The sequence below is a fragment of the Flavobacterium labens genome (assembly GCF_048286755.1).
In the GTDB taxonomy this organism is placed as follows: Bacteria; Bacteroidota; Bacteroidia; order Flavobacteriales; family Flavobacteriaceae; genus Flavobacterium.
The window spans coordinates 1,019,362-1,043,044 of sequence record NZ_JBLVPL010000001.1; the positions used below are offsets into that span (position 1 = coordinate 1,019,362).

The following is a 23,683-nucleotide window of genomic DNA, read 5'->3' on the forward strand; positions in this document are numbered from 1 at the left end:
ATACAAAAAGAACTTCTAGCGTTACTTTTATAAAAACTATAATGATAATTTTGTTCCACTTTCTTGAAAAGTGCAAATATGGAAAACAATAACACATCAAAGCATCACTATTTTTACGCAGTTGGATTGAGCTATAAAAAAGCAGATGCTGAGATTAGAGGTAAGTTTAGTTTAGACGCTGCTGCAAAAACGCGTTTGCTGGAACAAGCTAAGAATGAAGGAATAGAGAGTTTAATAGTCACTTCTACCTGCAACCGTACTGAAATTTACGGTTATGCGGAACATCCGTTTCAATTAATCAAATTAATTTGCGAGAATAGTCAAGGCTCTGTTGAAGCGTTTCAAAAGGTAGGTTTTGTCTATAAAAATCAAGAAGCCATCAGCCACATGTTTCGTGTAGGAACTGGTTTAGACAGTCAGATTCTGGGTGATTTTGAAATTATCGCACAAATAAGAAATTCCTTTTCACAATCAAAATCGTTGGGTTTAGCCAATGCTTTTATGGAAAGATTGGTAAATGCAGTTATCCAAGCCAGTAAAAAAATAAAAACAGATACAGAAATTAGTTCTGGCGCTACTTCGGTTTCTTTTGCCGCAGTTCGTTATATTATCAACAATGTGCAAGATATTGGAAACAAAAACATTCTCTTGTTTGGTACCGGAAAAATTGGTAGAAATACGTGTGAAAATTTAGTAAAACATACTAAAAATGAACATATTACCTTAATCAACAGAACCAAAGAGAAAGCAGAGAAATTAGCCGGAAAATTGAATTTAATCGTAAAAGATTATTCTGAACTGCATTTGGAACTACAAAAAGCAGATGTTGTTGTGGTAGCAACCGGTGCACAAAATCCAACTATTGACAAAGCAATTCTGAATTTGAAAAAACCAATGTTGATTTTGGATTTATCAATTCCGAAAAACGTGCATGAAAATGTGGAAGAAATAGAAGGTGTTACGCTAATTCACATGGATTATTTGTCACAACTAACAGACGAGACTTTAGAAAACAGAAAAAAACACATTCCTGCTGCTGAAGCCATCATTGAAGAAATCAAAGAGGAATTTATAACTTGGACTAAAGGCAGAAAATTTGCACCGACAATCAATGCGTTGAAAGCAAAATTGAATGCGATAAAAACATCTGAATTAGATTTCCAAAGTAGAAAGATTTCAAATTTCAATGAAGAGCAAGCGGAGATTATCAGCAACAGAATTATCCAAAAAATAACGACTCATTTCGCTAATCATTTGAAAGATGATGATACCATGGTAGATGAAAGTATTGAATGGATTGAAAAAGTTTTCAAAATAGGAGCGACTACAAGATAATGAGCAAAACAATACGAATAGGAACTCGCGATAGCGAACTCGCGCTTTGGCAAGCCCATACCGTCGAAAAAAAGCTAAATGATTTAGGCTATAAAACCGAAATTTTAGCGGTAAAATCACAAGGAGATATCATCCTTGACAAACCACTTTATGAATTAGGAATCACAGGAATTTTTACTAAAACACTCGATATCGCTATGATAAATGGTAATGTAGATATTGCGGTGCATTCCATGAAAGATGTTCCTACAGCTTTGCCAATAGGGATTGTTCAGGCGGCTGTTCTGGAAAGAGCGAATACCTTGGATATTTTGGTACACAAAGGAAACCTTGATTTTCTTAATGGCGAAGGTACAATTGCCACTGGAAGTTTGCGTCGTCAAGCACAATGGTTAAATAAATATCCCAATCACAAAGTAGTGGATTTACGTGGAAACGTCAATACGAGGATGCAGAAATTGCAGGAAAGCGATTGGAACGGAGCCGTTTTTGCGGCAGCAGGATTGGAGAGAATCAATTTGAAACCAACTGATTATATTGATTTGGACTGGATGATTCCAGCGCCGGCTCAAGGTGCTATGGTTGTTGTTGCAATGGCAAATGATGAATTTTGCAGACAAGCACTAAACGAACTCAACGATATTGATACCGAAGTTTGTACACATATCGAAAGACAGTTTTTAAAAACACTCGAAGGCGGTTGTACGGCACCAATTGGCGCTTTAGCAGTTTTTGTAGAAGATGATATTTTGTTTAAAGGTGTTCTGTTTTCTATCGATGGGAAGCAAAAAATCGAAATCGAAAAAACCGTTCCGATGCAAGAATGGAAGAAATTAGGCTTTTATTGTGCCAAAGAAATTTTAGAAAATGGCGGAGCAGAATTGATGACAGAAATTAAAATTAATTTGAAGAAATAATGAGTCAAACAAGCATTTTATCCACCAAAACATTGTCGGCAGAACAAAGACAAGTATTTCTTGATGCTAATTTTGATCTTTTAGAACAGGATTTCATCGAAATAAAAAATAACCTTTTTGAATTAAAGACCATCAACAACAACTTGATTTTTAGTAGCCAAAATGCTGTTTTAAGTTTGATTGAACAAAACGGTTGGGAAGTTTTAAAGACGAAACCTGTTTTTTGCGTAGGTATTAAAACCAAGGAATTACTGGAGTCGCATGGATTTACAGTGGATGTTTATTTAGATTACGCATCTGAATTAGCTGAAATAATCACTTTGATTTACAATAAGGAAAGCTATACTTTTTTAAGCGGAAATTTGCGCAAAGAGACGTTGCCTCAAGCATTAAAAAATGCCGGAATAACTTTTAATGAAATTGAAGTGTATCAAACAACTCTTGCGCCTTTTAAAATATCAGATCAAGAAAATTTTGACGGAATTCTATTTTTTAGCCCATCTGCCGTAGAAAGTTATTTGACAAATAATAAAATCAAGAATGAAGTGTGTTTTTGCGTAGGTACTACCACAGCATCAGCATTAGAATCAAAGAAAGTTAAAAACATAGTAATTGCCGAAACACCAACTATCGAAGAGGTGATTAAGGAAGTTATTGAATATTATAAAACGGAAAGCATCTAGCAATCTGCTAAAATTTAAATACATGATTAAGAACGACTTATTTTTACGAGCACTAAAAGGAGAAACTGTACAACGTCCACCAGTTTGGATGATGCGTCAAGCCGGTAGATACTTACCGGAATTCATCGCTTTGCGTGATAAATATGATTTTTTCACCCGTTGTCAAACTCCGGAATTAGCTGCTGAAATTACAGTTCAGCCAATAAGAAGAATTGCTCCCGATGCTGCGATTTTATTCTCAGATATTTTGGTAATTCCTCAAGCTATGGGAATTGATGTGGAGATGAAACCTAATTTTGGTCCGTATTTACCAAATCCAATTCGGACGATTCAAGATGTGGAGAAAGTAATTGTTCCAGACGTTCACGAAACATTAGGATACGTTTTTGAAGCTATCAAATTGACCAAAGAAATGCTGAATGATGAGGTTCCATTAATTGGTTTCGCAGGTTCACCTTGGACAATTATGTGTTATGCAGTGGAAGGGAAAGGTTCTAAAAGTTTTGATATGGCCAAGGGATTTTGTTTCCAACATCCAGAAGCAGCGCACGTTTTATTGCAAAAAATTACCGATACTACTATTGCATACCTAAAAGAAAAAGTAAAAGCGGGAGTAAATGCCGTTCAAATTTTTGACTCTTGGGGCGGAATGTTGTCTCCAGTAGATTACCAGGAATTCTCTTGGAAATACATCAACCAAATCATTGAAGCTTTAGCAGACGATGCACCGGTTATTGTTTTCGGAAAAGGATGTTGGTTCGCATTAGGCGAAATGGGGAAAAGTAGAGCATCAGCATTAGGTGTTGATTGGACTTGCTCTCCAAGAAATGCAAGATACTTGTCAGGTGGAAACATCACATTACAAGGAAATTTTGATCCGTCAAGATTGTTGTCACCAATTCCGGTTATCAAGAAAATGGTACACGAAATGATTGACGAATTCGGAAAAGACAAATACATCGTGAATTTAGGTCACGGAATTTTACCAAATATTCCTGTGGATCACGCGAAAGCGTTTATTGATGCAGTGAAGGAGTATAATCAATAACTCAAGAATTTACTAACTGGAAACTTGATAAAATAGAAGATATTAATTACTATGAATTATTGAAATCAGATTATAAATAAAATGACAAATTGTAAAAACTGTGATAATCAAATTGTAGATGAGTTTTGTTCGAAATGTGGACAGCCCAAAACAATAAAACGTATTGATTTTCACTATCTAATTCATGAAATAGAACACTTGCTTCATTTCGAAAAAGGGTTCCATTTTACGGCTTGGCACTTGATAATAAAACCAGGAAAAACTATTCGAACCTATTTATTTGAAAATAGAAATAAATATGTAAAACCAATAGTTTATTTGTTTTTCGCATCGTTAATTTTCACTTTGTTCACCTCATTTTTTCATATTCAATATACTTACTTAAATGTGGGTTATATAGAACCATTAAAAGACAAAGTAAATTTAAAAACCATTGACAATTGGTTAATTAGTCATATTGCGTACACCAACATTATTGTAGGATTCTGTATAGCACCTTGGTTAGTATTGTTATATAGAAAGAGAAAATACAATATTTTCGAAATGATTGTATTAATGTCCTATGTTTTAGCCACAGGTTTACTCATAATAATTCCTATAATTACATTAGTTAAAATCACAAATATTTTTAGTAATTTGACTATTTTCTTTATTGTTTATCAAATTTGGGCAATCGGGCAGTTTTTTGGAGAGAAAAAAACAGTAAATTATTTAAACGCATTGTTGGCATTTATATTAGGTGTATTAACTCACGTTGCCATCTTCTTTATTATTGGATATGTCAATAAATATTATATGTAAGCAATGAAAAATCAATTTTACACCTACATACAAAACCTTCAAGACCAAATCTGTAAAGGATTGGAAGCTGTTGAAGGTCAAGCCAAATTCCGTGAAGACCTTTGGGAACGTCCGGAAGGCGGAGGCGGAAGAACACGCGTGATAGAAAACGGAAAAGTTTTCGAAAAAGGCGGAGTTAATATTTCGGCAGTTCACGGGAAATTACCCGAAGCCATGCAGAAAATGTTCAATGTAGGCGAAGCTGATTTTTTTGCCTGTGGATTGAGTTTGGTTTTGCACCCAAAAAATCCAATGACACCAACCGTTCACGCGAACTGGCGTTATTTCGAAATGTACGATGACAATGGAAACGTAATTCAACAATGGTTTGGTGGCGGACAGGATTTAACCCCATATTATCTGTTTGAAGAAGATGCAATTCACTTTCATCAAACTTGTAAAACCGCTTGCGACAAACATAATCCGGAGTTTTATCCAAAATATAAGAAACAATGTGATGCCTATTTCTGGAACGTTCACCGCAATGAAGCACGCGGAATTGGTGGATTGTTTTTCGATTATTGCAAAGCAACAGATGACATGAGTATGCAAAATTGGTACAACTTTGTAACCGAAGTTGGAAATAGTTTCCTGCAAGCTTATGTTCCCATTGTTGAAAAAAGAAAAAACTTACCATATACTCCAGAACAAAGAACGTGGCAGGAAATTCGTCGCGGTCGTTATGTCGAGTTTAATTTGGTTCATGATAAGGGCACTTTATTTGGTCTAAAAACTAACGGAAGAATCGAAAGTATCCTGATGAGTTTGCCGCCACATGTGCAATGGGTATACGACCATCATGCAGAAGCTGGAAGCGAAGAAGAAAAATTAGTAAACGTATTAGAGAATACTAAAAATTGGATTTAAATACTTAAACCATTAACAAGTTAAGAAAAATTAAGTGTAGAACCTTAATGAACCTTAATTTCTTAATGGTTAAAAAAAATAAATTAAAGTTTAACTTTAAACGAAAATATATGTTCCCATTACACAGAGGCAGAAGATTAAGAACGAATGAATCTATCCGTAGTTTAGTTCGTGAAACCAGTTTGAGTCCAGCGGATTTTATGTTTCCCATGTTTATTGCTGAAGGAGAAAACTATAAAGTAGAAATTGCCTCCATGCCAGGCATATTTCGTCGTTCGATAGATTTAACGGTAGAAGAAGTCAAAGAAATATTTGCATTGGGAATTCGTGCGGTGAATATTTATGTAAAAGTAAGTGAGGATTTAAAAGATAACGAAGGAAATGAAGCTTGGAATCCAAATGGATTAATGCAAAATGCCATTCGTGCGATCAAAATGGCTTGCCCAGAAATGATTGTAATGCCCGATGTAGCTTTAGACCCTTATTCTATTTATGGCCATGACGGAATCATTGCAAACGGCGATGTTGAAAATGATTCGACGAACGCAGCCTTGGTAAAAATGGCCGTTTCTCACGCGCAAGCCGGTGCCGATTTTGTAGCACCTTCTGACATGATGGACGGGCGCGTACTGCGTTTGCGTGAAGGTCTTGATGCTGCAGGTTTTCATAACGTAGGAATCATGAGTTATTCAGCAAAATATGCTTCTGCATTTTACGGACCTTTCCGTGATGCATTAGACAGCGCTCCTGTTGACGCCACTGAAATTCCAAAAGACAAAAAAACATACCAAATGGATTATGCTAATCGCATCGAAGCCATCAAAGAAGCGTTGTGGGATGTGGAAGAAGGCGCTGATATGGTTATGGTAAAACCAGGAATTGCCTATTTAGACATCGTTCGTGAAGTTAAAAACGCGGTAAATGTTCCGGTAACGGTATACCACGTTTCGGGAGAATACGCAATGATTAAAGCCGCTGCCGAAAGAGGTTGGTTGGATCATGATCAGATAATGATGGAACAATTAATGTGTATCAAACGCGCCGGAGCCAGTTTGATTTCGACTTATTTTGCTAAAGAAGCTGCAATACTTTTAAACAAATAAACATGAAAAAATGTTTAATAATAGCGGTATTATTGCTTTCCAATAGCATTTTTGCACAAGTTGAGGTAGTTGCTACTTTCATCGAGAAATGGGATAATTCCAAAGATTATTTAGTAGCCGTTGCAGAAGCTATGCCGGAAGATAAATATGATTACAAACCAACTGCCCGTGAAATGTCATTTAGAGAACAGTTATTTCACATACAAGAGAATATGAATTGGTTGAGTACAACGCATTTTTCGGAACAGAAATATATGAAAAAAGAAGCTGTAAAAGGACTTTCGAAAGCGCAAATAATCCAAGAAATAAAATCCTCTTTTGATAAAGCAAAAGCATTTGTACAAAAAACCAATGATGCTGAATTATCCCAAAAAGTAGCTTTTTTTGTTGGTCCAAAATCAAAACTGCAAATACTCAACTTGATGCAAGATCATGTTACCCATCACAGAGCACAAATTTTAGTATATTTGAATCTGAATCAAATTCAGCCACCCAAATATATTGGTTGGTAATTTTTAGTGATTTAGATACTTAAAATTAAAAAAAATATTATGAGAAAGACGTTGTTTTTATTTGCTGTTTTAGCCTTTGCTTCTTGTAAAAAAGAAGAAGTCAAAAAAGAACCTTTATACCCAACCACTACCGAAGAAGTTGCCCAAACTCCAGAGGAATTAGGGGAGGAAATTTTCAAAGGAAAAGGAAATTGTGTTGCCTGTCATCAAGTAGACAAGAAAGTGATAGGACCAAGTCTGCAGGATATTGCTAAGATTTACAAAGATAAAAATGCAAGTATCGTAACGTTTTTAAAAGGCGAAGGTGAACCTATTGTTGACCCAAGCCAATACGAAGTTATGAAAACAAACTTTGCGGTTACTAAAGCCATGTCTGATGATGAATTAAAAGCATTAGAAGCTTACGTTTACTCACATTTGAAATAATCCTGATATTTTTCAGGAGCTAATCCCGCTCTACGCTGTGTTTTTATGTTTTTAAAGGAAAACATAAATGATTTCTCCCGAAGCTTCGGGACTATCGGGGCTAAAATACAAGAACCATTCGTCTCTGCGAGTGGTTTTTTTATGTTCAAAACGTTCTGATTTTTATTTATTTCTGAACTTTGTTACTTCTTTGGGAACAATGTGGTTAATTTTTTTATCTTTAAAATATGGAAACAGTATGTATCAAAACACCTTTAGGAATTGCCACAATCATTGGGGATGAAAATGGAATATCCGTAATTTCAGTTTCGGATGAAGGCGAAGTTTCAAATAGAATTCCAACTGTTTTGCAAGAAGCGGTCTTACAACTGAATGATTATTTCGAAGGAATACGAACTGATTTTGACTTTGCACTCAATCCAAAAGGAACTGAATTCCAACAAAAAGTCTGGAAAGGATTACTGGAAATCCCATTTGGAAAAACCTGTAGTTATATGGATTTATCTAAAAAACTGGGCGATGTCAAAGCCATTCGAGCCGTTGCTTCTGCTAATGGGAAAAATCCGCTTTGGATTGTCGTTCCCTGTCACAGAGTCATTGGAACAGATGGTTCATTGACCGGTTATGCAGGTGGATTATGGCGAAAGAAATGGTTATTAGAACATGAGAATCCAACTACGCAACAAACTCTTTTTTAGTGGTTTGTCAATAAATTTGGTATATTAGTTTAATAAAATCTGTGTAAATCTGTAAAATCCGCGTCATCTGCGTGCCATAAAATGATAGAAAAAATAAACCTCAATAACATTCTGTTTCTCGATATAGAAACCGTTCCGGAAGCCGAAGATTTCAATGCGTTAGATGCTGAAATGAAAGATCTTTGGGAACACAAAACCCAATACCAACGCAAAGACGAATATACGCCGGAGGATTTTTATGATCGTGCGGGAATTTGGGCAGAGTTTGGTAAAATCGTTTGTATTTCGGTAGGTTATTTTACCATCAAAGGCGATATTCGGAATTTTAGAGTGACTTCTTTCTTAGGAGAAGAAAAGAAAATATTGTTGGATTTTAATAATCTTCTGAACAATCATTTCAATCAGCCGCAACATGTTTTGTGTGGGCACAATGCCAAGGAATTCGATATTCCTTTTCTCGCCCGACGAATGATTATCAACCAAATCGCCATTCCGAACAAGCTGAATTTATTTGGAAAAAAACCATGGGAAATTCCACATTTAGATACATTGGAATTGTGGAAATTTGGTGATTACAAGCATTTTACTTCCTTAAAGTTAATGTGTAAAGTACTTGGAATCCCTTCGCCTAAAGGCGATATCGACGGCAGTCAAGTAGGACATGTTTTTTATGTAGACAAGGATATTGATAGAATAGTAACCTATTGCGAGAAAGATACAATTGCGGTTGCACAGATTTTCCTCCGATTACGTAGAGAAGAATTGTTGATAGAGGAGGAGATTATTCATGTGTAAGTAACTTCAATGGCAATATCAATATCAAAATTCAATGGCAAATACAATTTTAAAATTCTTTTATTGAAATTGACATTGCAATTGTTATTGATATTGATTTATTACATTTACAAAAATTATAGATTATGGTATTGAGTAGATTTTGGTTGGTCATTTTTATTTCAGCAATTGTGTTTGTGGTGTTTAGTTTGTTTTCTGGAGACAGTTATACCATTGACCACGTTTTGAACGGAAAGAAAGATGATCCAATTCTGGTTTCGGAGAAATTTGCCGAAGAACTTCCTGCTTTTATTAAAGACAGCATCAAAAAAGCGCCAGAACAAACCATGATTATCAATCGTGATACGTTAAATGCAGACACAACTTATGTTTTTAAAAACAAAACGGTAAAAATCTACAGTGGCGTTCAAAAATCAGATGGTTTATTGCCAACGTGTAAAAGTACTTTGTTAGATTTAGTCCTGCCGTTGATGGCTTATTTGGCTTTTTTCTGTGGATTAATGGAATTATTAATTATTTCTGGAGCTTCTGGAAAATTGGCGAAAGCATTAAGTCCTGTTTTTGTAAAAGTTTTTCCAAGTATTCCCAAAAACCATCCTTCTATTTCTTATATGACCTTAAACTTTGCTGCTAATTTCTTAGGATTAGATTCTGCCGCAACTCCTTTTGGTCTAAAAGCTATGGAGAGTTTACAAGAGATAAACCCAGAGAAAGACAAGGCGAGCGATGCACAAATTATGTTTATGTGTTTGCACGCATCAGGTCTTACTTTAATCGCTACATCTATTATAGGGTATCGCGCAGCGGCAAATGCCAGCAATCCAGCGGATGTAATGTTGCCTTGCATTATCACTTCTTTTATAGGGACAATAGCCGCTTTTTTAATTGTTGGAATAAAACAAAGAATCAATTTCAAAAGCGCTTCTTTGGTTATCGTATTGATGGTTTTAATAGCTGCAATTGTTGGTTTGTTGATGTATGTAAATCATTTGGATTTAATCGGTAAAAACTATTTCACCTCTAATCTTTCGGCTTTAATATTAATTGGAATTATTGCCTTTACCTTGATTTTTTCGTTCATCCATGAGAAAAAATTTACGGAAGCATCTACAACAGTTTTTGAAAGTTTTGTAGTGGGAGCCAATAATGGTGTGAAAACCGGAGTGACTATTTTTCCTTATGTTTTGGGAATGTTAGTTGCTATTTCTTTGTTCAGAAACAGTGGTTTATTTGAAATTATAAGTAATTGGATCGCTTTCATTTTTTCTAATATGGGAGTAAGTAAAGAAATCACGGACGCTTTACCGGTTGCGTTACTTCGTCCTTTTAGTTCTGCCGGATCAAGAGGATTCTTGATTGACTCGATGAACACTTTTGGCGCTGATTCCTTAACGGCACGATTGGCCAGTATTTTTCAATGTAGTGCCGAGAGTACTTTTTATGTGATAGCAGTTTATTTTGGCTCTGTAAATATTAAAAACACTCGTTATGCATTAGGAACGATGCTTGTCGTAGATTTAATCTGTGTGATTACTGCGATTTTTGTGGCAACCTGGTTCTTTTAGAAATAGAAATTTGAATGTAAAATAAAAAAGCCTCACAATATTGTGAGGCTTTTCTTTTGACTTAATCTGGAATGATTACTTCTTGATGAACGTTTTTACTATAGTTTCTTGACCATTATTTAATTCGAAGAAATAAATTCCTTTGGTCAGGGTACTTACGTTAATTTGTCCTCCTGATGTTTTTCCGTTTTGAAGTTCAAATCCAAAAGAATTATAAATTTTATAAGAACCACTTTTGTTTTCTTTGATTGAAATATTCAAAACGTCAGTTGCTGGATTTGGATACAATACAAATGCTTCATTCGTAGTTTCGGTACTCGCTACTTTTGCAGAGCTAGTTCTGGCAGTTGATCCAGAATATGCAGTTCCAACACCTACAGCATAAAATGCATTAGTCGTCGCTATCACCTCAGGAGAACCTGCTCCGTACAAGTCTGTAGCAGCTTGAATTCCGTAAGTTCTTGCATTTGCGTATGTAGAGCTTGACGTCATGTAAACACTTTCCATACGGTAAGTTATTTTAGCTGCTTTATCAATTCCTATACCTGTTACGTTATACGAACTTCCTTTGTCATTAGTTCCTGTTTTGCCTTCAGTAAGTATATAAAACCAATGGTTTAAAACACCACTATTGTTGTGAACTCCACATTGATCATTATTTGAAGTTGGTCTGCATTTAGTTTGACTAGTCCAGTTTATCCCACCGTAAGTGTCAGGTTGGCCTTCGCTTTTAGGGTTACTCATAGAACGTAAAGATAGGTGTCCTGCTCTTCTTTCTATATCTTCACCAATTAACCAACGTTGTTTGTTTGGCGCGGCATAATATTCAATACAAGCTCCCCAAATGTCGGAAAGCGCTTCATTCATTGCTCCAGATTCTTTTTGATACACTAAGTTTGCAGTACTTGTACAAACAGCATGGCCTATTTCGTGTGCAGCTACGTCAATTGACGTCAGGATATCAAAACCACCAGTTCCAGAACCATCGCCGTAAGTCATTACAGAGCCATTCCAATATGCATTATTGTATGCTGTGCTGTAATGAACGTAGCTCTTTATAGCTGCCCCAGCGTTGTTATAACTGTTTCTTCCGTGAAAAAGAGAAAAGTAGTCATATGTTTTTTCAGCTCCCCAATGCGCGTCTAATGCTCCATTATCCTTGTTTACATTATTGTATTCTGCGGCAGTCCAGTTGTTATCTACATCTGTAAAATTGACAGCTGCCGTATAGCTCGTTCCTTTTTTCATATTATAGGTCATAACTCCATTACCACGAGTTGCATCAGCTAATATATATGATGCTCCACTTAATGTAGTTTGTATTGATTGAGAACCACTATAACGAGTGTCAGCATTTGCAATTACAAATGATGTTGCTGTGTTATTTTCGGATTTTTTATGTACAGAATTATGTTTTCCACCATTGCTGAATTCATCTAGATGTTTGATGGTTGCATTGTAAAATAAAGTAGCGCCAGTTATTGCGTCAATATAAATGTCACCGCGGCTTACCGGATTTGTGGCGTAAATATCAAATTTGTAGGCTAAACGAATTTGTTCAGTTTTTTTACCTTTCGCATCTTCGTCCACAAGAGGCAATAAAACTAATTCGCCAGTAGGCTTTTGGTACTCATTAATCTTTGCTTCCGCTGGAGATTCCCAAAGATATGTTGCTGCTCCAATCTGTTTTAAAGCGCTATTGAAAGCTTGTTGTTTTGATAAAACCGGATTAGTGTTTACGTTTTCTACTTGATAAAACTCGCCGCTCATGGATTCTAATTTCCCTGATTTAGAGTGCAAGGTGTATGAAGAGAATTCAACTTTTATGCCTTGGTGAAACAATTGGAATTTTTCATGAGAAAATCCCAGTTTGTCAGTTTCTGATTTAGTTTTTGCGAAACTGGAATTACCTTTTAACTCTAATTGTTCTCTGAATGCCTTCTCAGAGTCGGTGTTTTTATAAGTTGATTTCTCATTAAAAACGATTAGTGCAGGTTTTCCTCTCTCGTCGGTAAATTTTTCTTTTACATTTTTAGTAGCGTCTTGTGCATTTGTTTCTAAAGCAAAAAAAGAAACGGAGGCAAAAAGTGCAATTTTTCCGAGTAATTTTGTTTTCATTTAATAGGTGTTTTGGTTAGTTAAAAAATATAGTCAAATTTAACAAAAAAACAACATAATGTTAGTTTTGTGTTAAATTAATTGATTTGTATTTATTGTGAAATGCAAAACCCATGAAAATGGGTGTTTTCTGAGTTGGAATTAGATGTGAAATTAATACTAAAAAAAATGCATCCTAATAAAGGGATGCATTTTCTTCAATCGATTTTGAACCGAAAATAGTTAGTCGATAATCATTTCCGGAATTTCACCTTCAATAATTAAATCGGCTTCAGTAGAAGCGATGATATGTTCTACGGTTACACCTGGTGCGCGTTCCAATAATTTGAAACCTTGCGGTGTTATTTCTAAAACGGCTAATTCAGTTACTACTTTTTTAACGCAACCCACGCCTGTCAATGGTAAAGTACATCTTTTAAGTATCTTTGATTCTCCGGATTTATTAACGTGCATCATCGCAACAATAATATTCTCCGCAGAAGCCACTAAATCCATTGCGCCTCCCATTCCTTTGACCATTTTACCAGGGATTTTCCAGTTGGCAATATCACCATTCTCGGCCACTTCCATAGCGCCAAGGATTGTTAAGTCAACATGTTGTCCGCGTATCATTCCAAAACTGAATGCGGAGTCAAAGAAACTTGCTCCGGGCAAAGTAGTGATGGTTTGTTTTCCTGCGTTGATTAAATCAGCGTCTTCGTCGCCTTCAAAAGGGAATGGACCCATACCAAGAATTCCGTTTTCACTTTGAAATTCAACGTCAATTCCTTCTGGAATATAATTAGCTACTAATGTTGGAATTCCGATTCCAAGATTTACGTAATAGTTGTGTTTCAATTCTTTTGCAATACGTTTTGCAATTTGGTTTTTATCTAAAGCCATAATTAGAAAATTTTTCTCACGGTTCTTTGTTCAATTCTTTTTTCATATTTCTCGCCTTGGAAAATTCTATTTACAAGTATTCCCGGAATATGAATTTCGTTTGGATCTAAACTTCCTGCAGGCAATAATTCTTCTACTTCGGCAATAGTGATTTTTGCTGCTCCGGCCATGCAAGGGTTGAAGTTTCTTGCGGTTCCTTTGAAAACTAGGTTTCCGGCTTCGTCACCTTTCCATGCTTTTACTATTGCAAAATCAGCGTTGAAAGCGTGTTCCATAACATGCATTTTTCCATTGAATTCGCGAACTTCTTTACCCTCGGCTACTTCAGTTCCATAACCGGCTGGTGTGAAGAAAGCGGGAATTCCTGCTTGTGCTGCACGACATCGCTCTGCTAAAGTTCCTTGAGGAATAAGATCTACTTCGAGTTCTCCAGAAAGCATTTGGCGTTCAAATTCGGCATTTTCACCTACGTAAGAAGAAATCATTTTTTTGATTTGGCGCTTTTGCAAAAGCAGTCCAAGACCAAAATCATCAACACCTGCATTGTTTGAAATACACGTTAAATCCGTAGTTTCTTTTTTTACTAATTCGGCGATGGAATTTTCTGGAATACCACATAATCCAAAACCGCCAAGCATAATAGTCATCCCGTTTTCAATTCCTTGAAGGGCTTCCTGAACGTTATTTACTTTTTTGTTAATCATAAAAATGAGTTTCTATTTGTCGAATTTTATTTAATGAAGAAGTAAGTCTGCTTGTAATACTAAGAACAACAGAATTTCATTTTGAGAACCAAAGCCCTAGCCCAGATAAAAGCGACATCCTTTCTGGTCCTGATTTTTTTCAGGATCAGAAAGATATAGCGGTTAGCTGGATTAGCTCCTAATGAAAATTTTACAATTCAAATTCTTCGGTGTCTTGTTCTACGGCTGTCGTGTCTACTACTTTTCTAGGTACGTAACAGTCTACTTTTATAGAAAGATTCGCAGGTCTTTCAAAGGCTTCCGTAGAAACTTTAAGGGCAGGATCAGCATAACACAATTTCATGAAATAACCCCAAACTGGTAATGCGGCTGTGGCTCCCTGACCATAAGTAATGCTTTTGAAACGGGCTGAACGATCCTCGCAACCTACCCAAACTCCAGTTACCAGATTAGGAACCATTCCCATAAACCAACCATCAGACTGGTTTTGAGTAGTACCTGTTTTTCCAGCAATAGGATTTTTAAACGAATACGGATAACCCGTCCAGCGGTTGTCTCCGTTACCGCCGCCTGTGGTGCGTAAACGGTCTCCAGAACCACCTTCGGTTACACCTTCCAGTAATTTGATGACTGCATAAGCGATATCCTTGTTTAAAACATCGTGTGATTCAGGTATTGGTTCGTAGATGATAACACCACTTTTATCTTCAATTTTAGATATAAATTGAGGTTTCATATAAACACCTTGATTGGCAAAAGTACTGTAGGCAGCAACCATATCTTCAACGGTTATTTCTACAGCTCCTAACGCAATGGAAGGTTGGTTTACAATTTCGGATTTTACGCCTAATTTATGGGTTAAATCGATTACGGCTTCCGGTCCAACTTTATCAATTAATTTTGCTGATACTGTATTTATGGAATTCGCCAAACCTCTTTTTAAGGTAACCATTCCGCGGTATTTATTGTCTGAATTTCTAGGTTCCCAATCTTCTGTAACATGATGGCGTCCTTTTCTGATTACAAATGGTCCGTCAATAATCGAGTCACAAGGAGACATATTCAACTGCTCGATAGCGGTTGCGTAAACAAATGGTTTGAAAGTCGAACCTACTTGTCTGGCGCCTTGCCCTACGTGATCGTATTGAAAATATTTGTAGTTGATACCACCAACCCAAGCTTTTATATTACCGGTTTGTGGTTCCATTGCCATCAACCCAGATTGTAAAAAGTGTTTGTAATACCGAATAGAATCCAATGGTGTCATAATGGTATCTTTTTCTCCTTTCCAAGAAAAGACAGTCATTTTTGCTTTTTCACTGAACGATTTTATAATTTCTTCCTCGCTTTTATCCATTGATTTCATCACAGCCCATCGGTTAGATGATTTCATTGCCTGATTCAGAATTCGTTGTGTTTCTACCGAAGAAATATTAACAAAAGGAGCGTTTTTATTATCCTTAGATTGACTAAAAAACTCTTCTTGAAGGTTTGCCATGTGGGCAGTAACCGCTTCTTCAGCATGCAATTGCATTCTGGAATCAATCGTTGTGTAGATTTTTAGACCGTCTTTGTAGATGTCATAATCAGAGCCATCCGGTTTTTTATTTTCTTCGGCCCATTTTTTCATATAATCACGTAGATATTCTCTAAAATACGTAGCCGTTCCGTCTTTATGTGTTTCTAATTTGAAATTTAATTTGATTGGTAAACTTTGCAATCTTTCTTTCTCTTCTTTTGAAATGATTTTTCCTTTTTCCATTTGCAAAAGCACCACGTTTCTACGGTTTTTTACACCTTGCGGGTTTCTGATAGGATTGTATAAACCCGAATTTTTAAACATTCCAACTAATATTGCCGATTCACTGATGGTTAAATCCTTAGGTTCTTTGGAAAAATAAGTTTTTGCCGCTGAACTTACTCCAACAGAATTATTCCCAAAATCATATACGTTACAATACATGGCAATGATTTCATTTTTAGTGTATTGTCTTTCTAATCGAATAGCGATAATCCATTCTTTTATTTTTTGTACAATTCTAAAAGGCAGGAATTTAGACCCTTCACCATGGAATAATTGCTTGGCTAATTGTTGTGTTAACGTACTCGCTCCACCGCTTGTTCCTAAACTGGAAATCGCTCTTAAAGTTCCTCTTCCGTCAATACCGGAATGCTCATAAAAACGAGCGTCTTCAGTAGCTATTAATGCTTGTACCAAGTTTTTTGGTAAGTCTGAATAGCGTAATTGAGACCTGTTTTTTTCGAAATATTTACCTAAAACCACTCCGTCTGCCGATATGATTTCGGTGGCTAAGTTTGAATCGGGATTTTCTAAATCTTCAAAAGAAGGCATCGAACCAAAAAGTCCCCATGAAGCAAATAAGAAAAACAAACCAACAGCACCCATTCCATAAAAGAAGATTTTCCAAAATTTCTTTTTGTAGTAAGTGATGTCCTTATCAATGTTTTTTGTCTGATTGTTATTTTTTTTGATAGCCATAATACTATTTTATTCTTTTTTTTCTATTCTAAAACCTACTTCTGTAATTCCGTCTAAAGCCGTTACGCCGGGAACTTTACCGTTTTCTCTAACAGCTTGTTTGATATAGACTTTGTATTTTGATTTGAACCGTACATTTTCCTTATAAAAGAGTTTACTTTCTTTTATATCCGAAAATCCATCGCCTAATAGTGTTCCATCCGGATCTGCCATTTGGTATTCAAGCGTGTCCACTTTTGTGAAACCATTTGGTAATTCCAATGCCACAATTAAAAACAGATTATTGAATTGATAATTATTATTGGCTCTCAAATTTACAAATAGATTGTATCGTTTTGTAGAATCTAATTCCGGTAAATTGAACGTTACAATGCTGTCTTTGTGCCACGCACTTCCAACAGATTTATAGTCATCAAAAACTCTTTTTTTATCACATGAAGAAAAGAGAATCACCACTAAAAGAAGTAAAGCGCTATTTTTTATCCACATTTTTAGTAATAATTATAGGTTTTCTTGGCTCCGCAGGCTTTTTGTTATTTGGATTCTGACGGTTATTATTGTTATTGTTTGCGGGCTTGTTGTTGTTTGCTACAGTTACATTTTCACCGGCCGGTTTGCGTTTTTTATGCTGTTTTTTCTTTGGTTTTGGCTGATCAAAACGAGTTAAACTTTCCTGACCCATTGCGTTATTGAAGTTTTTCTCTGGCTCAGCAATAATCTCGATAGCATAATCTTCTAACGAAGAAACTTTATTTTTTAGTTTGTTTTCGGCAACAATTTCTTTGACTTGCTCAATTTTCAGAACATGCCAATTAGCGAAATTATTGGTGTAGGCAAACCACATTAATCCTTTGAAAATATCTTGTTTCTGGCAAATGGCATCTCCTTTTTCAGTCACTAATTTTGTTTCGAAATCCGGAAAATCTTTCAAGGCATCCATGTACGTATCCAGCTCATAGTTCAAGCAGCATTTTAATTTCCCGCATTGTCCAGCCAGTTTTTGTGGATTCAAAGACAGTTGTTGGTAACGTGCCGCTGAGGTGTTTACACTTCTAAAATCCGTCAACCAAGTAGAACAACACAATTCTCTTCCGCAAGAACCTATTCCGCCTAAACGAGCTGCTTCCTGACGGAAACCTACTTGTTTCATCTCGATACGGGTACTGAATTCTTTTGCAAAATCTTTAATTAATGCTCTAAAGTCAATTCGGTCATTTGCTGTGTAATAAAACGTAGCCTTTGATCCGTCTCCTTGAAATTCAATATCCGAAATTTTCATTTCCAGTTTTTGAGCAATCGCCAGTTCACGAGCGCGAACCTTCATTGGTTCTTCACGATCTCTTGCGGTAGACCAAATATCAATGTCTTTTTGCGAGGCTTTTCTATAGATTTTTGGAATTTCATTACCCAAGTAATTCGCTCCTTTTTTCTTCATTTGAATTTTAACTAATTCTCCTGTCAAAGTAACAATTCCTATATCATGTCCTGGAGAAGCAACAGTAGCGACTATGTCACCCATGCTTAACGTTAATTTCTCAGTATTGCGGTAAAATTCTTTTCTTCCATTTTTGAAACGTACTTCAACACAGTCAAAAGGTGCGTCGCCATTAGGCAAACTCATATTAGAAAGCCAATCGAAAACCGTTAATTTATTGCAGCTATCGGTGCCGCAAGTCCCATTATTTTTACAACCCTTAGGTGCGCCACCATCAGAAGTTGAACAACTTGTACATGCCATAATCTTATATGTAGTGTTGCGACGAGCACAACTTAAGTTCTTAAAACGTTTAATGTGTAAAGATAGTATTTTTTAATTTTATGGAACAACGCATAAAAGCACCAATAAATCATAAAATTTTTATAAAAAAACCCATTACAAATCAGATTGTAATGGGTTAATTTCATAGGATTTTGTTCTAAATATTTATTCTATAATTTTATATAATTTATCAGATAATCGGATTCTGAATGGTAGTTTAAACGTACAAGTGTCTCCAGAAACTGCTTTTTCTTTTGCCAAATCGTTCACTAGCATTTCTTCGATTACTATTTTTTGTTCTCCGGTTGTGGAACCTTTGATTAGAATCGTATCGCCAATTTTGATTTCGTTTTCTTCAATTAGAAATTGACCAATACTTGGTTTTGGAAAAAAATGCGTTCCTTTTCCGATATAGACTTTCTTAACTTTTGGTTCTTTTTTAACTGCAGTCCCGACACTTCGGGATGGTTTCTCTGCAACAAAAACACCATGCGTTTCTTCGTTGTTTTTGAAAGTCAAAACATCTGATTTTCCTTTTTTGAAAATCTTATTTCCGTTTTTAATTCCTCTGCGAATGGCTTTTTGCTCTTCTTCCGGTAAATGAATCACACTGACACATTCAGCAGAACAGCAACCTTCCATTTTTTCCTTGCAAGAATCACATTGGATAAAAAGTAAATGACAACCCTCGTTCACGCAATTTGTATGCACGTCACAAGGTTCGCCACATTGATGGCATTGCGAAACAATATCGTCAGTGATTCTTTCGCCCAAGCGGTGATCAAACACGAAGTTTTTTCCAATGAATTTACTTTCTAAACCTTCAGCTTTTACTTGGCGTGTGTATTCTATAATTCCGCCTTCTAATTGGTATACATTTTCAAAACCTTTGTGTTTGAAATAAGCACTGGCTTTCTCACAACGAATTCCTCCGGTGCAATACATCAATAGTTTTTTGTCTTGTTTGTGTTCAGCAAGTTGTTCTTCGATGATTGGTAAACTTTCACGGAATGTGTCAACATCTGGTTTTATAGCTTTGGTAAAATGTCCAATTTCACTTTCGTAATGATTTCGCATATCGACCACAATCGTGTTTGGGTCTTCTAGAAGTTCATTGAATTCCGCCGCTTTTAGGTGAATTCCAATATTCGTCACATCAAAAGTTTCATCAACCAAGCCATCAGCCACAATCTTATCGCGCACTTTTACCGTCAGTTTCAAAAACGAGTGGTCGTCTTGTTCTACAGCGATATTCAATCGGATTCCTTTCATGAAATCATAGACTTCAATAGAATCTTTGAACGCATAGAAATTATCGGCAGGCAATGATAATTGGGCGTTGATTCCCTCACTGGCTACATAAATCCGACCCAAAACTTCAAGAGAGTTCCACGCCAGAAATAATTCGTTACGAAATTGTGTTGGATTTGAGATTTGCGCATAAGCATAGAAAGACAGCGTAAGACGTTGTTTTCCGGCATCATCAATCATGATGGCCCTTTCCTCTGCGCTTAATGTGTTATACAGTTGCATGCTATAAACAGTTTTAAGTTGAGAAATATATTTTTTGCAAAAGTAGGTAAAAAGGTTCAGAGGGCAAAGTTTTGAAGGAAGTAAGGTTCGTAATCAATAACAATGCATACTTAATTTACTTGAATGTCTTAATGGTTTACTTTTTTAGGAGCTAAACCAGCTGTTCACTATATCTGTTGTGGCAAACCCCGCCACAACAGGATGCCGTTTCCATCTGGGCTAGGATAGTTGTGGTGAATAGTATTTTTAGTTTTCCAAAATGGTAATTATCGCTTCCAGTCGGGTGAAAGGATTCGTTCGGGAGCAGGGAAGATAGATAATGTTTTGTCTAAATTTTAATATACTATTTTTAGTACTTAGTATTTAAAAAAGCAACACATTGATTTGTATTCCGTTTTTGAATTACTACAAAACTTTTTATATTTTTCATATTAATTGTATCTGATACAGATTTTTCAATTTCTTTTCCATTTAGTACATATCGTAACTTTTTAAAATCTGGTTTTAGTTCGTGTGCTTCCATGAAAACGATTACTCCATTTAATTTACTTTCGACATCGAAAATCTCTTCAATCACATCTGAATTTTTTGGAATAATGACTAGACCTTTTCTATTTAGATTAGAAAATACAGGATGATTTAATTTCATTTTGGAATATATTTTGACTGATTCTTTTGAGATGATTACTATTGGACTGGCTCCAAGTAACGAATCCTTCATGGCTTCTTCTGCATAATTCTTAAGACTAACTTTTTGAGATGTATCTTTAACTATTGAATTACAAGATGCTAGTGAGAGCAAAAATATGAATGTGAAAAAATGTTTCATAAGTATTAAATGTATAAATTTCTTTTTATTGGCAGCAATTATCAAATATACACATCTTTTAGATTAAAACTTTTCCTAGGCCAGATAGTCCCGAAGCTTTGGGAGAAATCCTTTTTGTCCGCTTTTTTAGCGGGGAAAAAGATTGAAGCGAATAGCTGGATATTTGTGATGGTGCAGAATATAATTTTGCGCTAAATGTTTTGCTTTTGAGGATTGGTTTTTTAATTTTTCTTTAGACCGATTTTAATATAACCAGATTCCATTTTCATTTCTACAAATAATATTTCATCTTTATATATAAAAGGCAATTCATCTTTTTTACCTTCTTCATCAGTAAAAATGATTGTTTTATTGTTTTGATCTAATTTAAATTGACCACTAATTTTGCCGATTATTGGATGAATCATAGCGTAGCTTCCATTACTTTCAAAATTATAAGTAATTGGAAATATTATTAATTCGGACATTTTTCTAAAATTTTCAGCTTCACCTTTTCGGGAAGCATCTTTATAAGAAATGGAGTCAGTCATTTTGTTAAAATAAGCGATTTCATCTTCATAGGAGATGACTTTCCAATTTCCTATTAATTCTTGAGAATTGACTTTTAAATTCAACAATAAGATGATAAATAGAATTTTTTTCATGCTAGTGATATTATTAGCGGTTTGTCTAAATAATCAAATATATACAACTTTTCTCTCTTTTGTATAAAATATTTTCTAGCCCAGATGGGAACGAAATCCTTTTACTGGCCTCTTTAGCCAGGAAAAGATATAGTGTACAGCTGGAAATAGCTCCAAAAAAAGCAATCATTTAAAGTTTATAAATAAAAAACCCTTTCAGAGTTCTAAACTCTGAAAGGGTTAATACATTCTAAAATGTAAATTTTAGCAATACTCGTTGAAAGCGTCTTTCAAGTTTTCAGCAATTAGTTCCGCTGGGCGACCTTCAATGTGGTGACGCTCTAACATATGCACTAATTCTCCGTTTTTGAACAAAGCCATACTTGGCGATGATGGAGGAAAAGGGAACATGTGTTGTCTTGCAGCATCAACTGCATCTTTGTCAACTCCTGCAAAAACAGTGATTAAATGGTCTGGTTTTTTAGCGCCATCTAAACTCATTTTTGCTCCCGGACGCGCGTTTCTAGCAGCACAACCACAAACCGAATTTACAACTACAAGCGTTGTTCCTTCTAATTTCATTGCGTTTTCTACCGCTTCAGCACTATGTAAATCTTGAAAACCAGCAGCAGTTAGTTCCGCTTGCATTGGTTTTACCATTTCTTCTGGATACATATCTTTTTATTTTAAATCAATATTAATTTTGTCATGCAAAGTTACAAAGTTTACAGTCAAGAATAGAAGTTCAATTATAAAGTTTTGTTATAGTTTGATTGTTATTTCATTGCTTTTAAAGCCACGTGAAAAATAGCTTTTATAAATAGCATTTTCGGACATTTTAAAATCACTTGAATATCTTCAATAAAAGATGTTTCCTCGTCTAGAAATTTAAAAATCAAGTTTGGATTAGCTTTTTTGAACATCGAAGAAAAAATGTGGGAACCCAATTCGTTTTTTCGGTCTAAAATGTCTAACAAAAGTAAATCGTAAAACCAGAATTTAGTCTTTTTATGAAATTTCGTGAAGTCGGTTTCCCTTTGCAGAAAGGCAACTAATTCACTTGATTTTTTATCGGAGTTTTTGAAAGTATAACCTGTACTGGCTTTTGTCCAACCACCAGAAGTACCTATATTGAGTACGTTTTTAGTATTCGCTTTCCAAAAAGGATAACACGTCATCGGGATGCTGCCTTGCTCTTTTTCGACGATTTCATAGTTCGAAATCCACAATTTTTTGATGTATTGCTGGATTTCGTTTTCATATTCTTCTTTTTTCAAATGCTGGTGCGAAAACAAGGTGTATTCCAGTAATGCTTCAGTTTTAGATGTTGGTAACACGTACATGAAACGGGTATTTCCTTTTTGTTTCACCGAAAAATCCATGAAAGTAGCTTGCTCCTGATTGAAAACCGGCTGTTCACTTTTGATAAACCAACCAATAAAATGCTGTTGTAAAACTGGATATTTTGTCTGACTTTCTGCTTTGTGTTTGTTGTAAATGCTGTTGAATAATTTCGAGCACGAAAAGGATTCACTTTCGGTTTGTATCAGAATTATAGTTTCGGATTCTTCGATTTCCAAAACTTTCTGGTTGAAGAAGGTGATATTTTCTTGTTTTGAAAGCAAATCAAATACCTGGTTGTAAAAATCCAGTCCTTTGATCATATTGTAGTGATACGGTTGCAAGTACAAATCCCTGCGAAAATCTTCATTGGCAAACAAAGCCGAGTCCCATTTTTTGGAAATAGATTGTTCCCAAAGTGAATCATTGGTTTTCCAAAAACACCATGTTCTGTCGTTGGTTTTTTTAGTGTTTTCATCCAATAATAAAATACTCTTGTCCTTAAATGCACCGGATTTTACCATTTTATATACGGTCATCAAAGCCGATAATCCTGCGCCGGTAAAAATATAATCGTAGTGTTTCATTTGGGAATTTGACATTTC

General features: G+C 35.5%; 24 protein-coding genes. 12 read left to right on the plus strand and 12 right to left on the minus strand.

Annotated features, from left to right (window positions below):
• Positions 1-78 precede the first annotated feature (78 nt).
• The 9 genes from hemA to ACNQF8_RS04540 all read left to right on the plus strand — a co-directional run bounded on the left by hemA (position 79) and on the right by ACNQF8_RS04540 (position 7,731).
• Positions 79-1,335, plus strand: a complete 1,257-nt coding sequence (gene hemA / locus ACNQF8_RS04500) for a glutamyl-tRNA reductase (protein ID WP_315205559.1) — start codon at positions 79-81, stop codon at positions 1,333-1,335.
• Entirely contained in the window at positions 1,332-2,252 is a 921-nt protein-coding gene (gene hemC, locus ACNQF8_RS04505) for a hydroxymethylbilane synthase (RefSeq protein ID WP_417953096.1), read from the plus strand. The genes hemA and hemC overlap by 4 nt, the downstream gene beginning before the upstream one ends.
• Complete coding sequence (locus tag ACNQF8_RS04510) at positions 2,252-2,935, plus strand: uroporphyrinogen-III synthase (protein WP_417952959.1); 684 nt, start codon at positions 2,252-2,254, stop codon at positions 2,933-2,935. The genes hemC and ACNQF8_RS04510 overlap by 1 nt, the downstream gene beginning before the upstream one ends.
• A gap of 22 nt (positions 2,936-2,957) precedes the next feature.
• Positions 2,958-3,983 (plus strand): uroporphyrinogen decarboxylase, encoded by a 1,026-nt coding sequence (gene hemE, locus ACNQF8_RS04515; protein ID WP_417950964.1) that lies wholly within the window; start codon positions 2,958-2,960, stop codon positions 3,981-3,983.
• Between the two features lie 81 nt (positions 3,984-4,064).
• Positions 4,065-4,784, plus strand: a complete 720-nt coding sequence (locus ACNQF8_RS04520; RefSeq protein WP_417952960.1) for a DUF3667 domain-containing protein — start codon at positions 4,065-4,067, stop codon at positions 4,782-4,784.
• 3 nt (positions 4,785-4,787) lie between these two features.
• Positions 4,788-5,690: an oxygen-dependent coproporphyrinogen oxidase gene (hemF, locus tag ACNQF8_RS04525; protein WP_417950966.1), complete on the plus strand. Its 903-nt coding sequence runs from the start codon at positions 4,788-4,790 to the stop codon at positions 5,688-5,690.
• A gap of 110 nt (positions 5,691-5,800) precedes the next feature.
• The gene (hemB, locus tag ACNQF8_RS04530; RefSeq protein ID WP_417950967.1) at positions 5,801-6,793 is read left to right on the plus strand and encodes a porphobilinogen synthase; all 993 of its coding nucleotides are present in this window, start codon (positions 5,801-5,803) and stop codon (positions 6,791-6,793) included.
• 2 nt (positions 6,794-6,795) lie between these two features.
• Entirely contained in the window at positions 6,796-7,305 is a 510-nt protein-coding gene (locus ACNQF8_RS04535) for a DinB family protein (protein WP_417952961.1), read from the plus strand.
• A gap of 39 nt (positions 7,306-7,344) precedes the next feature.
• Positions 7,345-7,731, plus strand: coding sequence for a c-type cytochrome (locus tag ACNQF8_RS04540; protein WP_417950969.1), 387 nt, complete (start codon positions 7,345-7,347; stop codon positions 7,729-7,731).
• Positions 7,732-7,893: 162 nt separating this feature from the next.
• Here the strand turns inward: ACNQF8_RS04540 and ACNQF8_RS15315 are convergent, their stop codons facing one another.
• Positions 7,894-7,971 (minus strand): tyrosine-type recombinase/integrase, encoded by a 78-nt coding sequence (locus tag ACNQF8_RS15315; protein WP_470303434.1) that lies wholly within the window; start codon positions 7,969-7,971, stop codon positions 7,894-7,896.
• Here ACNQF8_RS15315 and ACNQF8_RS04545 point away from each other — a divergent pair.
• The 3 genes from ACNQF8_RS04545 to ACNQF8_RS04555 all read left to right on the plus strand — a co-directional run bounded on the left by ACNQF8_RS04545 (position 7,959) and on the right by ACNQF8_RS04555 (position 10,789).
• Positions 7,959-8,429 (plus strand): methylated-DNA--[protein]-cysteine S-methyltransferase, encoded by a 471-nt coding sequence (locus tag ACNQF8_RS04545; RefSeq protein WP_417950970.1) that lies wholly within the window; start codon positions 7,959-7,961, stop codon positions 8,427-8,429. The two genes, ACNQF8_RS15315 and ACNQF8_RS04545, sit on opposite strands and share 13 nt — an antisense overlap.
• Positions 8,430-8,510: 81 nt before the next feature.
• Entirely contained in the window at positions 8,511-9,224 is a 714-nt protein-coding gene (locus ACNQF8_RS04550; RefSeq protein ID WP_417950971.1) for a 3'-5' exonuclease, read from the plus strand.
• A gap of 125 nt (positions 9,225-9,349) precedes the next feature.
• The gene (locus ACNQF8_RS04555) at positions 9,350-10,789 is read left to right on the plus strand and encodes a nucleoside recognition domain-containing protein (RefSeq protein WP_417950972.1); all 1,440 of its coding nucleotides are present in this window, start codon (positions 9,350-9,352) and stop codon (positions 10,787-10,789) included.
• Positions 10,790-10,864: 75 nt separating this feature from the next.
• Here ACNQF8_RS04555 and ACNQF8_RS04560 read toward each other — a convergent pair whose 3' ends face one another.
• From ACNQF8_RS04560 to ACNQF8_RS04610, 11 genes are all read right to left on the minus strand, one after another.
• Positions 10,865-12,907: a M4 family metallopeptidase gene (locus tag ACNQF8_RS04560; RefSeq protein ID WP_417950973.1), complete on the minus strand. Its 2,043-nt coding sequence runs from the start codon at positions 12,905-12,907 to the stop codon at positions 10,865-10,867.
• Positions 12,908-13,129: 222 nt separating this feature from the next.
• Positions 13,130-13,789 (minus strand): CoA transferase subunit B, encoded by a 660-nt coding sequence (locus ACNQF8_RS04565; protein ID WP_417950974.1) that lies wholly within the window; start codon positions 13,787-13,789, stop codon positions 13,130-13,132.
• A 2-nt stretch (positions 13,790-13,791) separates the two neighbouring features.
• Complete coding sequence (locus ACNQF8_RS04570; RefSeq protein WP_315205529.1) at positions 13,792-14,493, minus strand: CoA transferase subunit A; 702 nt, start codon at positions 14,491-14,493, stop codon at positions 13,792-13,794.
• 190 nt (positions 14,494-14,683) lie between these two features.
• Entirely contained in the window at positions 14,684-16,993 is a 2,310-nt protein-coding gene (locus ACNQF8_RS04575; RefSeq protein ID WP_417950975.1) for a penicillin-binding protein 1A, read from the minus strand.
• A gap of 9 nt (positions 16,994-17,002) precedes the next feature.
• Positions 17,003-17,482 carry a gliding motility lipoprotein GldH gene (locus ACNQF8_RS04580; RefSeq protein ID WP_315205523.1) on the minus strand — a complete coding sequence of 160 codons (480 nt, stop codon included), beginning with the start codon at positions 17,480-17,482 and terminating at the stop codon, positions 17,003-17,005.
• A complete protein-coding gene (locus ACNQF8_RS04585; RefSeq protein WP_315205520.1) occupies positions 17,466-18,731 on the minus strand; it encodes a PSP1 domain-containing protein in 1,266 nt (421 codons plus the stop codon). Before ACNQF8_RS04585 ends, ACNQF8_RS04580 begins: the two co-directional genes overlap by 17 nt.
• A gap of 186 nt (positions 18,732-18,917) precedes the next feature.
• Complete coding sequence (trhO, locus tag ACNQF8_RS04590) at positions 18,918-20,285, minus strand: oxygen-dependent tRNA uridine(34) hydroxylase TrhO (RefSeq protein WP_417952962.1); 1,368 nt, start codon at positions 20,283-20,285, stop codon at positions 18,918-18,920.
• A 349-nt stretch (positions 20,286-20,634) separates the two neighbouring features.
• Complete coding sequence (locus ACNQF8_RS04595) at positions 20,635-21,087, minus strand: hypothetical protein (protein ID WP_417950977.1); 453 nt, start codon at positions 21,085-21,087, stop codon at positions 20,635-20,637.
• 248 nt (positions 21,088-21,335) lie between these two features.
• Entirely contained in the window at positions 21,336-21,758 is a 423-nt protein-coding gene (locus ACNQF8_RS04600; RefSeq protein ID WP_417952963.1) for a hypothetical protein, read from the minus strand.
• Positions 21,759-22,001: 243 nt separating this feature from the next.
• Positions 22,002-22,412, minus strand: coding sequence for a BrxA/BrxB family bacilliredoxin (locus ACNQF8_RS04605; protein WP_091172289.1), 411 nt, complete (start codon positions 22,410-22,412; stop codon positions 22,002-22,004).
• 101 nt (positions 22,413-22,513) lie between these two features.
• Positions 22,514-23,665, minus strand: coding sequence for a lycopene cyclase family protein (locus tag ACNQF8_RS04610; protein WP_417952964.1), 1,152 nt, complete (start codon positions 23,663-23,665; stop codon positions 22,514-22,516).
• Between the last annotated feature and the right edge of the window lie 18 nt (positions 23,666-23,683).

Excerpts from the sequence above, each read along its gene's own strand:
- hemA (WP_315205559.1), top strand. The coding sequence starts at position 79 with ATGGAAAACAATAACACATCAAAGCATCACTATTTTTACGCAGTTGGA.
- ACNQF8_RS04510 (WP_417952959.1), top strand. The coding sequence starts at position 2,252 with ATGAGTCAAACAAGCATTTTATCCACCAAAACATTGTCGGCAGAACAA.
- hemE (WP_417950964.1), top strand. The coding sequence starts at position 2,958 with ATGATTAAGAACGACTTATTTTTACGAGCACTAAAAGGAGAAACTGTA.
- ACNQF8_RS04520 (WP_417952960.1), top strand. The coding sequence starts at position 4,065 with ATGACAAATTGTAAAAACTGTGATAATCAAATTGTAGATGAGTTTTGT.
- hemF (WP_417950966.1), top strand. The coding sequence starts at position 4,788 with ATGAAAAATCAATTTTACACCTACATACAAAACCTTCAAGACCAAATC.
- hemB (WP_417950967.1), top strand. The coding sequence starts at position 5,801 with ATGTTCCCATTACACAGAGGCAGAAGATTAAGAACGAATGAATCTATC.
- ACNQF8_RS04535 (WP_417952961.1), top strand. The coding sequence starts at position 6,796 with ATGAAAAAATGTTTAATAATAGCGGTATTATTGCTTTCCAATAGCATT.
- ACNQF8_RS04540 (WP_417950969.1), top strand. The coding sequence starts at position 7,345 with ATGAGAAAGACGTTGTTTTTATTTGCTGTTTTAGCCTTTGCTTCTTGT.
- ACNQF8_RS04545 (WP_417950970.1), top strand. The coding sequence starts at position 7,959 with ATGGAAACAGTATGTATCAAAACACCTTTAGGAATTGCCACAATCATT.
- ACNQF8_RS04550 (WP_417950971.1), top strand. The coding sequence starts at position 8,511 with ATGATAGAAAAAATAAACCTCAATAACATTCTGTTTCTCGATATAGAA.
- ACNQF8_RS04555 (WP_417950972.1), top strand. The coding sequence starts at position 9,350 with ATGGTATTGAGTAGATTTTGGTTGGTCATTTTTATTTCAGCAATTGTG.
- ACNQF8_RS04560 (WP_417950973.1), bottom strand. The coding sequence starts at position 12,907 with ATGAAAACAAAATTACTCGGAAAAATTGCACTTTTTGCCTCCGTTTCT.
- ACNQF8_RS04565 (WP_417950974.1), bottom strand. The coding sequence starts at position 13,789 with ATGGCTTTAGATAAAAACCAAATTGCAAAACGTATTGCAAAAGAATTG.
- ACNQF8_RS04570 (WP_315205529.1), bottom strand. The coding sequence starts at position 14,493 with ATGATTAACAAAAAAGTAAATAACGTTCAGGAAGCCCTTCAAGGAATT.
- ACNQF8_RS04575 (WP_417950975.1), bottom strand. The coding sequence starts at position 16,993 with ATGGCTATCAAAAAAAATAACAATCAGACAAAAAACATTGATAAGGAC.
- ACNQF8_RS04580 (WP_315205523.1), bottom strand. The coding sequence starts at position 17,482 with ATGTGGATAAAAAATAGCGCTTTACTTCTTTTAGTGGTGATTCTCTTT.
- ACNQF8_RS04585 (WP_315205520.1), bottom strand. The coding sequence starts at position 18,731 with ATGGCATGTACAAGTTGTTCAACTTCTGATGGTGGCGCACCTAAGGGT.
- trhO (WP_417952962.1), bottom strand. The coding sequence starts at position 20,285 with ATGCAACTGTATAACACATTAAGCGCAGAGGAAAGGGCCATCATGATT.
- ACNQF8_RS04600 (WP_417952963.1), bottom strand. The coding sequence starts at position 21,758 with ATGAAAAAAATTCTATTTATCATCTTATTGTTGAATTTAAAAGTCAAT.
- ACNQF8_RS04605 (WP_091172289.1), bottom strand. The coding sequence starts at position 22,412 with ATGTATCCAGAAGAAATGGTAAAACCAATGCAAGCGGAACTAACTGCT.
- ACNQF8_RS04610 (WP_417952964.1), bottom strand. The coding sequence starts at position 23,665 with ATGAAACACTACGATTATATTTTTACCGGCGCAGGATTATCGGCTTTG.